This is a genomic window from Streptacidiphilus jiangxiensis (assembly GCF_900109465.1).
In the GTDB taxonomy this organism is placed as follows: Bacteria; Actinomycetota; Actinomycetes; order Streptomycetales; family Streptomycetaceae; genus Streptacidiphilus; species Streptacidiphilus jiangxiensis.
In genome coordinates, this window is record NZ_FOAZ01000025.1 from 112,973 (window position 1) to 126,818 (window position 13,846).

The following is a 13,846-nucleotide window of genomic DNA, read 5'->3' on the forward strand; positions in this document are numbered from 1 at the left end:
CGCCCTGCCCCGGAGCCCCCGGAGCCAGGTCTCAGACGCTCAGTGCCGCAGCCGCCAGCAACCCCGCGCCGGCGGCGGCGGCCAGGACGACCGCGCCCGCCGCGGCCGTGCGGAGGGCGACGGATCCCTGCAGGACGGAGGTCGGCGAGCCCATGCGTCGCAGCGGCGTGTACGCGGCGCGGTGGGCGCCGGCGAGTTCGGCCAGGCGGGTGAGGAGCGCGCCGAGGACGCAGAGGGCGACCAGGCAGGCCTCGACGAGGGGGAGCGGCCCCAGGCGCCGGTGGGGGTCGTCGGCGTACTGGTACCAGGCGACCGCGCCGAGCGCGGCCGCGACGGAGAGGACGGCGAGGGGAGTGCCGAGGCGCCAGGCCTGGGCCTGGAGCCCGCGGCCGGCGAGGAGGCGGGTGGCCCGGGGGCGACCCCAGGCGAGCGCCTGTCCCGCGCCGTAGAGCAGGACGGGGACGGCGAGGGCGATGCCGGTGGTCGCGACGAACCAGCCGACGGCCGCCGCCTCGGGCGCGTTCACCCGGACGGCGGTCACCACGATGAGCGTGCCGAGGGCGGGCAGCCCGGCTGCGAGCGCGATGCGGCGCAGAGTGGGGCGGCGCTGCGGCTGGTCGGAGCCGTCGACGGGGATGACGTCGGAGGGTCGGACCGCGGCCGCCGCGGCGACACCGCCGAACAGCGGGACCAGCGCGAGCAGCGTGACGGTGCCGGCGGCCGGCAGGGAGCCGCGCGTGCCGAGCGCGTCGTCGAGACGGCCACCGGGCACCAGGTCCACGACGTGGGCGCGCAGCAGCAGGAAGCCGACGAGGGCGACCACCGCGCCGAACGCGCAGGCGAGGGCCATCTCCCCGGCGAGCAGCAGCCGCATCCGCACCGGGCCGACACCGGCCGCGACCAGGCCTGTCATCCGTTCGGGCTGCTGCAGCGGCAGAGCGCGGGCCCAGGCCCCGGCGAGGTAGGCGACGGCGGCAAGAGCGGGCAGGCACCACAGCAGCCGGTCCAGCGCCGGTCCGGCCGGGGCCGGTGCGGGGGTGGAGACGGCGCGGCCGAGGGCGCGCAGCAGCAGCGCGGCCACGATCGCCGACGCGACGCTGGTCAGCGTCCAGCGCAGCAGGTCCAGCGCACGGTATCCGCGCGCTACACGGAGGTAGAACACGTAGGGGCGTCCTCTTCGAGCTCACTCAGCGCGACGGCGTCCCGGGCGTCGACAGGGGTGGCGAGTCGTCCATCGGCCATCACCGCCACCCGGTTGGCATATCTGGCCACGCTCGCGTCGTGCGTCGCCAGAATAAGCGTGATCTTGTGCGATCGCGACGCGGTGAGCAGTATCCGCATCACCTGGTCCTGCGACTCGCGGTGCAGGGGGGCCGTCGGCTCGTCGGCGAAGACCACCGCGGGCTGTGCGGCGAGCGCCCGGGCGACGGCGATCCGCTGGCGCTGGTCCTGGAGCAGCTCGGCGGGGCGGCGCTTGGCGCAGTCGGCGACGTCGAGCCGTTCCAGCCACTCGGCGGCGGAGGTCGCGGCGATCTTGCGGGAGGTGCCGGCCAGCAGCATCGGCAGGGCGACGTTCTCACGGGCGTTCAGCTCCGGCACGAGCTGCGGCTCGGGGCCGACGTAGCCGAAGCGTTCCCGGCGCAACCTCTCCCGTGCCGTTCGGCCGAGCGTGTGAACGGGGGAGCTGTTGAACCAGATCTCGCCCTCGTCGGCCGGGAGCATTCCGGAGAGCACGTCGAGCAGGGTGGACTTGCCGCAGCCGCGCGGCCCGGCCACCGCCAGGACCTCGCCCTCGCGGACGTTCAGGGAGACGCCACGCAGCGCCGGGGTGCCGTGGTGCGACTTGACCAGCGACCGTGCCCAGAGCACGTCGTTGTCGGGTGGTGCGACGCTCACGGCTTCCTCCGCCTCTGTGAGTGTGTGGCTCACAGATTATGAACGAGAGAAAGGTGTGCCGGTTGCGTGGCGGTTTTTTGCCTCGTGTCGCGTTTATCACTCACACGAGTGAACGAATCTTCACGAAAGCACCGCAGGGCGGCCCCGGCTGGAGTAGCTGGGGCCGCCCTGCGGCGGAGGGTGGTGACGGAAAGTCAGCCGGAAGCCTTTACAGCTTCGTCCACGCCTCGGTCAGCACGTTGCGCAGGATCTGCTCGATCTCGTCGAACGTGGACTGGTCCGCGGTCAGCGGCGGCGAGAGCTGGATGACCGGGTCGCCACGGTCGTCGGCGCGGCAGTACAGGCCGTTCTCGAAGAGCGCCTTGGAGAGGAAGCCGTACAGCACCCGCTCGCACTGCTCGTCGGTGAACGACGCCTTGGTGGCCTTGTCGGTCACCAGCTCGATGCCGTAGAAGTAGCCGTTGCCGCGGACGTCGCCGACGATCGGCAGGTCGTGCAGCTTCTGCAGCGTCGAGAGGAACGCGCCCTCGTTCTCCAGGACGTGCTTGTTCAGGCCCTCGTTCTCGAAGATGTCGAGGTTGGCCAGCGCCACCGCGGAGGAGACCGGGTGGCCACCGAAGGTGTAGCCGTGCAGGAAGGTGTTGTCCTGCTTGTAGAACGGCTCGGCGATGCGGTCGGAGATGATGCAGGCGCCGATCGGGGAGTAGCCCGAGGTCATGCCCTTGGCGCAGGTGATCATGTCCGGGACGTAGCCGAACTTGTCGCAGGCGAACATCGTGCCGAGGCGGCCGAAGGCGCAGATCGTCTCGTCCGAGACGAGCAGCACGTCGTACTCGTCGCAGATCTCGCGCACGCGCTCGAAGTACCCGGGCGGCGGCGGGAAGCAGCCACCGGCGTTCTGCACCGGCTCGAGGAAGACGGCGGCGACGGTCTCCGGGCCCTCGAACAGGATCTGCTGCTCGATCTGGTCGGCGCACCAGCGGCCGAAGGCCACCGGGTCGTCGCCGAAGAGCGGGGCGCGGTAGATGTTGGTGTTCGGGACCTTGTGGGCACCCGGGACCAGCGGCTCGAAGGGGGCCTTCAGGGCCGGCAGGCCGGTGATGGACAGGGCGCCCTGGGGGGTGCCGTGGTACGCCACCGCGCGGGAGATGACCTTGTACTTGGTCGGCTTGCCCTGCAGCTTGAAGTACTGCTTGGCGAGCTTCCAGGCGGTCTCGACGGCCTCGCCGCCACCGGTGGTGAAGAAGACCTTGTTCAGGTCGCCCGGGGCGTAGTTGGCCAGACGCTCGGCCAGCTCGATGCCGGCCGGGTGCGCGTAGCTCCAGAGGGGGAAGAAGGCCAGCTGCTCGGCCTGCTTGCGCGCGACCTCGGCCAGCTCCTTGCGGCCGTGACCGGCCTGCACGACGAACAGGCCCGCGAGACCGTCCAGGTACTTGCGGCCGTTCGAGTCGAAGATGTACTCACCCTCGCCGCGCACGATCGTGGGCACGGGGTTGTTCTCGTACGACGACATGCGGGTGAAGTGCATCCACAGGTGGTCGTAGGCGGATTTGGACAGGTCCTTGTTGGCGACCGCGTCGGCGCTCATCGGGTACCCCAGGTGTAGGTCTGTTTCCGGAGTTTCAGGTAAACGAAACTCTCGGTCCTCCGCACGCCGGGAAGCGCGCGGATACGTTTGTTGATCAGTTCGAGCAGATGTTCGTCGTCCTCGCAGATCAGTTCGGCCATCAGGTCGAACGAACCCGCGGTGACCACGACGTAGTCCACCTCGTCCATGGCGGCCAGCGCGTCGGCGACGGCGTCCACGTCACCTTCGACGGTGATGCCGACCATCGCCTGTCGGGTGAATCCCACGGTGCGCGGATCCGTCACGGCGACGATCTGCATGACACCCTGGTCGAGCAGCTTCTGGACGCGTTGCCGCACCGCCGCCTCGGAGAGGCCGACGGCCTTGCCGATGGTCGCGTAGGCGCGTCGCCCGTCCTCCTGCAGCTGCTCGATGATCGCCTTGGAGACGGAGTCGAGTGGAACGTTGGCGTTCCGGTCGCGGTTGGCCACGTCGCCACCTTGCCTGATCGTCCGCTTGTACGCAAGTGATTCCGTCGCTGATGCTTGAAACCGATACTGAATCCATCGTCTTCGCCGCCCGGACCTGTCGATAACCGCAGCACAGAGTTACCCTGGGCGCGACGACAACGACGTCGCCCAAGCTGGAAGTCGAGAAGAGGTCCGAAGTGAGCGAGCTTCTGAAGCTGCGCAACTACATCAACGGCGCGTTCACCGATGCGGCGGACGGCCGTACCACCGAGGTCATCGACCCGACGACGGGCGAGGTCTACGCCACCGCGCCGCTCTCGGCGCAGGCCGACGTCGACGCCGCCATGGACGCCGCCGCGGCCGCGTTCGAGGCCTGGCGCGACACCACCCCGTCGCAGCGTCAGCTCGCCCTGCTGAAGATCGCCGACGCGATCGAGGCCCGGGCCGAGGAGCTCGTCGCCACCGAGTCGAAGAACACCGGCAAGCCGCTCGCGCTGACCGCGTCGGAGGAGATTCCTCCGATGGTGGACCAGATCCGCTTCTTCGCCGGTGCCGCCCGCATGCTCGAGGGCAAGTCGGCCGGCGAGTACATGGACGGCATGACCTCGATCATCCGCCGCGAGCCGGTCGGCGTCTGCGCCCAGGTGGCGCCGTGGAACTACCCGATGATGATGGCCGTGTGGAAGTTCGCCCCGGCGATCGCCGCGGGCAACACCGTCGTGCTCAAGCCCTCGGACACCACCCCGGCCTCCACCGTGCTGCTCGCCGAGATCATCGGTGAGATCCTCCCCGCCGGTGTCTTCAACGTCATCTGTGGTGACCGCGAGACCGGCCGCGCCATGGTCGAGCACGAGACCCCGGCGATGGCCTCCATCACCGGCTCCGTCCGCGCCGGCATGCAGGTGGCCGCGTCGGCCGCCAAGGACGTCAAGCGCGTCCACCTGGAGCTGGGCGGCAAGGCCCCCGTCGTCGTCTTCGCCGACGCCGACATCCCGGCCGCCGTCGAGGGCATCTCCGTCGCCGGCTACTTCAACGCCGGCCAGGACTGCACCGCGGCCACCCGCGTGCTGGTGCACGAGTCGATCCACGACGAGTTCGTGGCCCAGCTCGCCAAGGCCGCCGCCGAGACCAAGACCGGTCAGCCGGACGACGAGGACGTGCTCTACGGCCCGCTGAACAACGCCAACCAGCTCGCCCAGGTGACCGGCTTCATCGACCGCCTGCCGGCCCACGCCAAGGTCGAGGCCGGTGGCCACCGCGTCGGCGACAAGGGCTACTTCTACGCCCCGACCGTCGTCTCGGGCCTCCAGCAGGACGACGAGATCATCCAGAACGAGGTCTTCGGCCCGGTCATCACCGTGCAGAAGTTCTCCGACGAGGCCGAGGCCGTCCGCAACGCCAACGGCGTGGAGTTCGCCCTCGCCTCCTCCGTCTGGACCAAGGACCACGCGACCGCGATGCGCATGGCCAAGCGCCTCGACTTCGGCGCGGTGTGGATCAACACCCACATCCCGCTGGTCGCCGAGATGCCGCACGGTGGCTTCAAGAAGTCCGGCTACGGCAAGGACCTCTCCGCCTACGGCTTCGAGGACTACACCCGCATCAAGCACGTCATGACCTCCATCTCGGAGTGACGACGCACTGACTGTGAGGCCCGCGGCTCGCGCCGCGGGCCTCACGGCTTTTTCCGGAGGTTCAGACGTTCCAGGCGAAGCGGTGCGTGTGGATGCCGAAGTACGGGAAGTTGTCCACCGCCGTCACGCCCTCGACGGGGCGGATCACGTCGTTGATGAAGTCCAGCAGCGCGCGCGGGTCCTGACAGACCACCTCGGCGAACAGGTCGTAGCCGCCCGAGGTCAGCACCGAGTAGACGACCTCGTCCCGCTGTCCCAGCACGTCCGCGACCACGCGCGCGTCCCCGTCGACCCTGATGCCGAGCAGCGCCATCGCCTGGCCGCCCATGGCCATGGGATCGGTGACCCCGACGACCTGCACCACCTTCGCGTCGATCAGCCGCTGCAGCCGCTGCCGCGCGGCGGAGGGGGACAGGCCCACCCGGGGCCCGAGATCCGCGTAGGGGATCCGGCCGTCGCTCTGCAGCTCCCGCAGGATGGCCCGGTCGATGTCGTCCACGGGCACTAGCGTGCCAGGTCGCCCGTCGGCCTACCGCCGCACCGCGTCCAGCGCGAGCAGGGCCACGTGCAGCGACAGGCAGGACTCGACCTGGTCCAGGTCCACACCGAGCACCCGCTCCACCTTGTGCAGGCGGTCGTAGAAGGACGGCCGCGACAGGTGTGCCGCGTCCGCCGCCGCGGACTTGTTGCGGCCCTGCTCCAGGTAGATGCGCAGCATCGCGATCAACTGGCTGTTGTGCTCCGCGTCGTAGGCCAGCAGGGGGCCGAGTTCCCGCTCCACGTACGTCTGCAGGCGGGCGTCGTCGCGCAGCAGGTGCAGCAGGCCGCGCAGGCGGACGTCGGGGAGGCGGTAGTAGGAGGCGCTGCGCGTGCCCGGGGCGGAGGGGGTGTCGTGCAGTGCGGCGTCGGCGACCTGGGTGGCCTCCACCAGCGTGCGGCGGGCGTCGCGGACCGAGCCGACGGAGGAGCCGACCGCTATGACCGGCTCCGGGCCGTCCTCCTGCTCGAGGATCAGGCGTCTCAGTGCGCCGGCGAAGCCGTCGAGCGCGGTGTGCTCGTCGTCCTTCGGGCCGAGGGACACCAGCAGCCCGACCGCCTCGTCGTCCAGCGCGCCGACCAGCGCCGTCATCCGGCGCTCGCGGACGGCGGCGGCCGCCGTCTCGGTGAAGTCCCGCAGGCGCGCCTGCGCCTCCAGCGCCGCCGGCAGCGGGCCGCGCCGCTGGCGCAGCACCACGCCGACCAGGCGGCGGCCCTCCAGCGGGACACCGAGCGCGGAGGCGCGCAGCGCCACGTCGGAGACGGTCAGCGCGTGCGTCAGGATGCCGGAGAGCAGTGTGCGGTGGGTCTGCCGCTCCAACGACTCGCGGTCGCGGACCATCAGTCGGTTCAGTGCCAGCGTCGCGGCGGCGCGCTCGACCAGCATGGTGTGCCGGTGCGAGGCCGTCGCCGGGGCGGCGTCCTCCTGTGCGGAGCCGGGCTTGCCGATCAGGACCAGCCGGCCCCAGTCGTGGCCGCGTGCGCCCACCGCCGTCGTCAGCCAGCCCGTGCGCGGGTCGTAGCCGGTGCGGCCCTGGGCGCGGACCCCGCGTGAGCGCGACTCCCAACCGGCCAGCACCACCTGGGCGTTCTGCCCGGCGGTGTCGTAGGCCAGAACCTGGTGCGAGAGGTTCTCCAGGATCACCGGCGCGCCGGCCATCCGCGCCACCTCGCGCACGACCTCGACCGGCTCCGCGCCCTCGACCGCCAGTTCGTTGAAGGTCTGGTGGATCTCCTCCGACGAACGCAGCTCCTCCAGCTGAGCGTTGACGACCAGCGCGTGCACGGCCTCGGTCACCGCGACGAAGCGCAGCTCGCGCCGGAGCACGATCAGGGGCAGCCCGCGCTGCTCGGCGGCGTGCACCAGCGCGCGCGGGAGCGAGTCGAAGTAGCGCCGACCGAACTCGACGACCAGGCCCGCCGCGCCGATGTCGGCCAGCTCCCGGACGTACTGGGCCAGACCGTCGCGGCTCTCGGGCAGCGCGATGCCGGTGGTCAGGATCAGCTCGCCGCCCTGCAGCATCTCCGCCACGTCGGCCAGCTCACTCACGTGGACCCAGCGCACCGGGCGCTCCAGGTGCTGCGCCCCGGCCACGACCTCGGGCAGGCCCCGGCTGACCACGTCCAGCTCCAGGACGCGGGCGACGGTGGGGAACATAAGCAGGGTCCTTGGGCTCTGTGGGGCGGCGGAGGGACCTCCATAGTGTCAGGTCAGAGCGACATTCCGGCAACGAGGTGTCGCCCGGCATCTGCTTTGCACTGTGTGATGCTGGTAGTGATCCGCCTTGCAGACTGTCGCTTGCCCGGTCCTTCTCCGAGCAGGCATCGTCGCAGGATGGGCGCACCGCCCATCGCATGCTCCCGAGGAGAGATACCCATGGACCGGACCATCGTCGGCACCCGCTTCGACGCCGGAGCCCAGTACATCGACGGTGCCCTGCGCAAGGGCACCTCGGGAGACACCTTCGACGTCACCAGCCCCGCGGACGGCACCCTGGTGCAGCGCGTCGACCTGGCCTCCACGGCCGACGTCGACGCCGCCGTGGCCGCCGCCAAGCGCGCCTTCCCGGCGTGGTCGACCGCCACCCCGGCCGAGCGCAGCACCGCGCTGACCAGGCTCGCCGCGATCCTGGAGGAGCGCGCCGAGGACTTCGCCCGGGTCGAGTCCGCGCAGACCGGCAAGCCGATCAAGCTGACCACCGAGTTCGACGTACCCGGCACCATCGACAACACCGCGTTCTTCGCCGGTGCCGCCCGCAACCTGGAGGGCAAGGCGAGCGGCGAGTGGTCCGGCACGCACACCTCCTCGATCCGCCGCGAGGCGATCGGCGTGGTCGGCTCCATCGCGCCGTGGAACTACCCGCTGCAGATGGCCGCCTGGAAGATCCTCCCGGCCATCGCCGCCGGCAACACCATCGTGCTCAAGCCGGCCGAGCTGACGCCGCTGACCTCGCTGATGTTCGCGCAGGCGTGCACCGACGCGGGCATCCCCGACGGCGTCGTCAACGTCATCACCGGCAAGGGCCGCAGCGTCGGCGAGTACCTGATCGGCCACCCGGACGTCTCGATGGTCTCCTTCACCGGCTCCACCGGTGTCGGCACCCGCGTCGGCGAGGTCGCGATCCAGGGCGTCAAGCGTACCCACCTGGAGCTCGGCGGCAAGGCCCCGTTCGTGGTCTTCGACGACGCCGACCTGGAGGCCGCGATCAACGGTGCCGCCGCCGGCTCGCTGATCAACACCGGCCAGGACTGCACCGCCGCCACCCGCGCGTACGTGCAGCGCCCGCTGTTCGACGCCTTCGTGGCCGGTGCCGCGGAGATCTTCGACTCGATCCGCCTCGGTGACCCGTTCAACGCGCAGACCGACCTCGGCCCGCTGGTCTCCGAGCGCCAGCGCGACTCCGTCGCCGGCTTCGTCGACCGCGCCCGCGGCTACGGCGCCACCATCGCCGCCGGCGGCTTCGCCCCCGAGAAGGGCCACGACGGCACCGACCTCACCGTCGGCGCCTACTACCGCCCGACCCTGGTGACCGGCATCGCCCAGGACGCCGAGATCGTCCAGCAGGAGCTGTTCGGCCCGGTCCTGGTCGTGCTGCCCTTCGACACCGACGACGAGGGCATCGAGCTGGCCAACGACACCCCCTACGGCCTGGCCGCCTCCGCCTGGACCACCAACACCTTCCGTGCCCTGCGCGCCACCCGCGAGATCCAGGCCGGGTGCGTGTGGGTCAACGACCACATCCCGATCATCAGCGAGATGCCCCACGGCGGCTACAAGGCCTCCGGCTACGGCAAGGACATGTCCCAGTACTCGCTGGACGAGTACACGCAGGTCAAGCACGTGATGCAGGACATCACCGCCGTGGCCCGCAAGGACTGGCACCGCACCATCTTCGGCGACCGGTAATCCGGACGTCGCTTCTCCCACCCTCTACGTCCCGGGCGGCAAGACAGGCCGCCCGGGACCAAGAAAGCAGTGAGATCTATGGATCCGGCCCATTCGATCGCCGACGTCCAGTACACGCCCTTCTGGCTCGCGGACCCCGCGAAGCCGGAGCCCGAGCCGGCCCTGGTCGGCGACACCCACTGCGACCTGCTGGTCGTCGGCGGCGGTTACACCGGCCTGTGGACCGCCCTGATCGCCAAGGAGCGCGACCCCTCCCGCGACGTCGTGCTGCTGGAGGGCAAGGAGATCGGCTGGGCCGCCTCCGGCCGCAACGGCGGCTTCTGCGCCGCCAGCCTCACCCACGGCTTCTTCAACGGCCTGGAGCGCTGGCCGAACGAGCTGCGCACCCTGGAGCGCCTGGGCCGGGAGAACCTCGACGCCATCGAGGCCGCCGTCAAGCGCTACGACATCGACTGCGACTGGGAGCGCACCGGCGAGCTGGACGTGGCCACCGAGCCGCACCAGGTCGAGGAGCTGCGCGAGGGCGCGGAGCTGATGCGCGAGTACGGCGTGGAGTCGGAGTTCCTCGACGCCGACGCCGTGCGCGAGCAGGTGAACTCGCCGACGTTCCTGGCGGGCCTGTGGCACCGCGACGACGTCGCCATGGTGCACCCGGCCAAGCTGGCGTGGGGCCTCAAGCGGGCCTGCATGGAGCTGGGTGTGCGGGTGTACGAGAACACCAGCGCCGACGACCTCGCGCCCAAGGGCGACGGCATGGCCGTGAAGACGCCCTACGGCCGGGTCTTCGCCGCTCACGTGGCGCTGGGCACCAACATCTTCCCGAACCTGGTCAAGCGGGTGCGCCCGTTCCTGGCTCCGGTCTACGACTACGCGCTGATGACGGAGCCGCTGAGCGAGGAGCAGCTCGCCTCGATCGGCTGGAAGAACCGCCAGGGCCTGGGCGACTCCAACAACCAGTTCCACTACTTCCGCATCTCGGCCGACAACCGGATCCTGTGGGGCGGCTACGACGCGGTCTACCACTACGGCTCCAAGGTCCGCGACGAGTACGACCACCGGCCCGAGACGTACGTGAAGCTGGCCGGGCACTTCTTCAAGGCCTTCCCGCAGTTGGAGGGCCTGAGGTTCACCCACGCCTGGGGCGGCGCGATCGACACCTGCAGCCGCTTCTCGGCGTTCTTCGGCACCGCGCACAAGGGGCGTGTCTCCTACGCCCTGGGCTACACCGGCCTGGGTGTCGGGGCGACCCGGTTCGGCGCCGAGGTGATGCTGGACCTGCTCTCGGGCGAGAAGACCGAGCGGACCGAGCTGGAGATGGTCAAGTCCAAGCCGCTGCCGTTCCCGCCCGAGCCGGTCAAGTGGGTGGGCATCGAGATGACCAAGTGGTCGCTCGATCGTGCCGACCACAACGCCGGCAAGCGCAACCTCTGGCTGAAGACGATGGACGCCCTCGGCCTCGGCTTCGACAGCTGATGCGCGACAGCTGACGCGCCTTTCTCGGCATGTGCATGGCGGCGCACACCCTATACAGGGTGTGCGCCGCTTTCGCGCCCATACGCACCTTCTCGCCACCACAAGCCGGGCCGGATTCACGATGGTCCCGAAAACGCTGTAAGAGTCGGACGGCGGACCGCTCTCTCCCGGTGACCCCGGATTCGCCACCCCCGGGGCCCGGTAGCCGATGTGGAGGGCGAGAACCATGGGAAGTGTGGAACCGAGCGGCGCGGTCGAGTGGCTCGCCGCAGCCGCCCCCGACCCGCAGGCGTGCCGCTGGGAATGGGAACGCAGCGCCCTGGGCATCGCCCTGCTCCCGGCCGGCCGGCTCTGGGACGTCCTGATCGTGCCCGGCGACCTCGGCCGCTTCACCGCCGACGTGCTGCTGCAGCTCGACAGCGACCCCGGCCCGATCCTGGTCGACTTCGGGGACTACCGCTTCGGCTTCTTCGTCCCGCCGGGCACCGCCGCGCGCTGGGTCGGCACCGGCATCCGCACCGCCGGGCCCGGCACCTGGATCGCCGTCCCCCACCCCTCCCGGGCCGGCCGCGGCCTGCGCTGGCTCGTCCCGCCGGACGGCAGCGGCCTGCTGGGCGACCCGGTGCTGCTGGAACTCGCCATGCACGAGGCCGCCGCCCTGCTCACCGCAGGACTCGCCGGAGAACTGGGCGACGCCCCGGGTCAGAGTGACGGCCGAGGCGACCACGATCCCAGGGAGCCGGACGAGGTGTAAGGCAGATCGCGAATCACCCGACAGGCTGCTGATTGAGGGCGCCCCCGAGCCGAAACAGAATGGTAGGGAGCGCGGCACCGCACAGCAGCCCGTAGTGCCCCGCCTGGACTCGGAGGCAGACGTTGAGCAAGCACATCACCCACTGGATCGCCGGAGAGGCCGTCGCGACGGCCGGAGCCGCTCCGCGTCGCGGTGACATCTACGACCCGGCGACCGGCAAGGTCTCCGGCCAGGTGGACTTCGCGACCATCGCCGAGGTGGACGCCGCCGTCTCCGCCGCCGTCACCGCGTTCGCCGACTGGCGCAATGCCTCGCTGGCCAAGCGCAGCACCGTACTGTTCCGCTTCCGCGAGCTGCTGAACGAGCGCAAGGACGAGCTGGCCTCGATCATCGTCTCCGAGCACGGCAAGGTGCACTCGGACGCCCTCGGCGAGATCGCCCGTGGTCTCGAGGTCGTCGAGTACGCCTGTGGCATCCCGCAGCTGCTCAAGGGCGGCTTCAGCGAGCAGGCCTCCACCGGCATCGACGTCTACTCGATCCGCCAGCCGCTGGGCCCGGTCGCGATCATCTCGCCGTTCAACTTCCCGGCGATGGTCCCGATGTGGTTCTTCCCGATCGCCATCGCGGCCGGCAACACCGTCATCCTCAAGCCGTCGGAGAAGGACCCGTCCGCGGCGCAGTTCCTGGCCGAGCTGTGGGCCGAGGCCGGCCTGCCGGCCGGTGTCTTCAACGTCGTCCACGGCGACAAGGTCTCGGTCGACCGCCTGCTGGAGCACCCGGACGTCAAGTCCGTGTCGTTCGTGGGCTCGACCCCGATCGCCCGCTACGTCTACGAGACCGGCACCCGCTACGGCAAGCGCGTCCAGGCGCTGGGCGGCGCGAAGAACCACATGCTGGTCCTGCCGGACTCCGACCTCGACCTGGCTGCCGACGCGGCGATCAACGCCGGCTTCGGGGCGGCCGGCGAGCGCTGCATGGCCATCTCCGTCCTGGTCGCGGTCGAGCCGATCGCCGACGAGCTGATCGAGAAGATCAAGAGCCGCATGGCGACCCTGACGGTCGGCCCGGGCTGCAACGGCGACTCGGACATGGGCCCGCTGGTCACCGGCGTGCACCGCGACAAGGTCACCTCCTACCTGGAGTCGGGCGTCGCCGACGGTGCCGACCTGGTGGTCGACGGCCGAAAGCACCCGATCTCCGGCGAGGACACCACCGACGGTTTCTGGCTCGGCCCGACGCTGTTCGACAACGTCAAGCCCGGCATGTCCGTCTACAACGACGAGATCTTCGGCCCCGTGCTGTCCGTCGTCCGGGTGAACTCCTACGACGAGGGCCTGGCGCTCATCAACGCCAACCCGTACGGCAACGGCACCGCCATCTTCACCAACGACGGCGGCGCGGCCCGACGCTTCCAGAACGAGGTCGAGGTCGGCATGGTCGGCATCAACGTGCCGATCCCGGTCCCCGTCTCCTACTACTCCTTCGGTGGCTGGAAGGCCTCCCTCTTCGGCGACCTCCACGCCTACGGCGCGGACGGCGTCCAGTTCTTCACCCGCGGCAAGGCCGTGACGTCGCGCTGGCTCGACCCGAGCCACGGCGGTATCAACCTGGGCTTCCCGACCAACGCCTGACCTGCGCCTGAGCGGTCCTACGGGGCCCGGTGGGCGGATTTGACTCCGCCCACCGGGCCCCGTAACGTTCTCCGAGTTGCCCCGGCCACCACCCCCTGAAGGGGAGGTAAATGGGATGACAAAACCACTGGAAATCGGAGCTGAAAAACTCTGATAGAGTGGAACACGAAGGAAGCGCCCGGAGCGGCCCGAAAGGGAAGCAAAGGAAGCGTCCGTTCCTTGAGAACTCAACAGCGTGCCAAAAGTCAACGCCAGTTACTTTTGAGAACAAATTTTCAGCGAGGACGCTGTGTGCAAGCCTGCTCATTCCAGCAGGTGTTGCACCGCTCTGCGCGAATGTAAAGCATTCACGGAGAGTTTGATCCTGGCTCAGGACGAACGCTGGCGGCGTGCTTAACACATGCAAGTCGAACGGTGAAGCCCTTCGGGGTGGATCAGTGGCGAACGGGTGAGTAACACGTGGGCAATCTGCCCTGCA

At 70.0% G+C, this 13,846-nt stretch carries 11 protein-coding genes and 1 rRNA gene; 6 read left to right on the forward strand and 6 right to left on the reverse strand.

Annotated features, from left to right (window positions below; all coding sequences use genetic code 11):
- Positions 1 to 31: 31 nt before the first annotated feature.
- The 4 genes from BMY61_RS35730 to BMY61_RS35745 form a co-directional block, all read right to left on the reverse strand.
- Positions 32 to 1,162: a hypothetical protein gene (locus BMY61_RS35730; protein WP_042453929.1), complete on the reverse strand. Its 1,131-nt coding sequence runs from the start codon at positions 1,160 to 1,162 to the stop codon at positions 32 to 34.
- A complete protein-coding gene (locus BMY61_RS35735; RefSeq protein ID WP_042453927.1) occupies positions 1,144 to 1,896 on the reverse strand; it encodes an ABC transporter ATP-binding protein in 753 nt (250 codons plus the stop codon). Before BMY61_RS35735 ends, BMY61_RS35730 begins: the two co-directional genes overlap by 19 nt.
- 208 nt (positions 1,897 to 2,104) lie before the next feature.
- Positions 2,105 to 3,484, reverse strand: a complete 1,380-nt coding sequence (locus BMY61_RS35740; RefSeq protein ID WP_042453926.1) for an aspartate aminotransferase family protein — start codon at positions 3,482 to 3,484, stop codon at positions 2,105 to 2,107.
- The gene (locus BMY61_RS35745) at positions 3,481 to 3,954 is read right to left on the reverse strand and encodes an Lrp/AsnC family transcriptional regulator (protein ID WP_042453924.1); all 474 of its coding nucleotides are present in this window, start codon (positions 3,952 to 3,954) and stop codon (positions 3,481 to 3,483) included. Before BMY61_RS35745 ends, BMY61_RS35740 begins: the two co-directional genes overlap by 4 nt.
- 176 nt (positions 3,955 to 4,130) lie before the next feature.
- Here BMY61_RS35745 and BMY61_RS35750 point away from each other — a divergent pair, with 176 nt between their 5' ends.
- The gene (locus BMY61_RS35750; RefSeq protein WP_042453922.1) at positions 4,131 to 5,567 is read left to right on the forward strand and encodes a gamma-aminobutyraldehyde dehydrogenase; all 1,437 of its coding nucleotides are present in this window, start codon (positions 4,131 to 4,133) and stop codon (positions 5,565 to 5,567) included.
- Positions 5,568 to 5,628: 61 nt separating this feature from the next.
- Here the strand turns inward: BMY61_RS35750 and BMY61_RS35755 are convergent, their stop codons facing one another.
- Together BMY61_RS35755 and BMY61_RS35760 are read right to left on the reverse strand one after the other, a co-directional pair.
- Entirely contained in the window at positions 5,629 to 6,066 is a 438-nt protein-coding gene (locus BMY61_RS35755) for an Lrp/AsnC family transcriptional regulator (RefSeq protein WP_042453920.1), read from the reverse strand.
- A gap of 30 nt (positions 6,067 to 6,096) precedes the next feature.
- On the reverse strand, positions 6,097 to 7,761 hold the full coding sequence (locus BMY61_RS35760; protein WP_042453919.1) for a PucR family transcriptional regulator: 1,665 nt from the start codon (positions 7,759 to 7,761) through the stop codon (positions 6,097 to 6,099).
- A gap of 219 nt (positions 7,762 to 7,980) precedes the next feature.
- On the opposite strand from BMY61_RS35760, the gene BMY61_RS35765 reads away from it, so the two are divergent.
- The 5 genes from BMY61_RS35765 to BMY61_RS35785 all read left to right on the forward strand — a co-directional run.
- Positions 7,981 to 9,510: a gamma-aminobutyraldehyde dehydrogenase gene (locus tag BMY61_RS35765; RefSeq protein WP_042453917.1), complete on the forward strand. Its 1,530-nt coding sequence runs from the start codon at positions 7,981 to 7,983 to the stop codon at positions 9,508 to 9,510.
- Between the two features lie 78 nt (positions 9,511 to 9,588).
- Positions 9,589 to 10,983 carry an NAD(P)/FAD-dependent oxidoreductase gene (locus BMY61_RS35770; protein ID WP_042453915.1) on the forward strand — a complete coding sequence of 465 codons (1,395 nt, stop codon included), beginning with the start codon at positions 9,589 to 9,591 and terminating at the stop codon, positions 10,981 to 10,983.
- Between the two features lie 226 nt (positions 10,984 to 11,209).
- Complete coding sequence (locus tag BMY61_RS35775; RefSeq protein ID WP_042453913.1) at positions 11,210 to 11,737, forward strand: hypothetical protein; 528 nt, start codon at positions 11,210 to 11,212, stop codon at positions 11,735 to 11,737.
- 122 nt (positions 11,738 to 11,859) lie between these two features.
- Complete coding sequence (locus BMY61_RS35780) at positions 11,860 to 13,368, forward strand: CoA-acylating methylmalonate-semialdehyde dehydrogenase (protein WP_042453911.1); 1,509 nt, start codon at positions 11,860 to 11,862, stop codon at positions 13,366 to 13,368.
- 346 nt (positions 13,369 to 13,714) lie between these two features.
- Positions 13,715 to 13,846, forward strand: a 16S ribosomal RNA gene (locus tag BMY61_RS35785); the annotation flags it as partial.

Coding starts and splice junctions, on each gene's coding strand:
- BMY61_RS35740 (WP_042453926.1), bottom strand. CDS start 3,484: ATGAGCGCCGACGCGGTCGCCAACAAGGACCTGTCCAAATCCGCCTAC.
- BMY61_RS35760 (WP_042453919.1), bottom strand. CDS start 7,761: ATGTTCCCCACCGTCGCCCGCGTCCTGGAGCTGGACGTGGTCAGCCGG.
- BMY61_RS35765 (WP_042453917.1), top strand. CDS start 7,981: ATGGACCGGACCATCGTCGGCACCCGCTTCGACGCCGGAGCCCAGTAC.
- BMY61_RS35770 (WP_042453915.1), top strand. CDS start 9,589: ATGGATCCGGCCCATTCGATCGCCGACGTCCAGTACACGCCCTTCTGG.
- BMY61_RS35775 (WP_042453913.1), top strand. CDS start 11,210: ATGGGAAGTGTGGAACCGAGCGGCGCGGTCGAGTGGCTCGCCGCAGCC.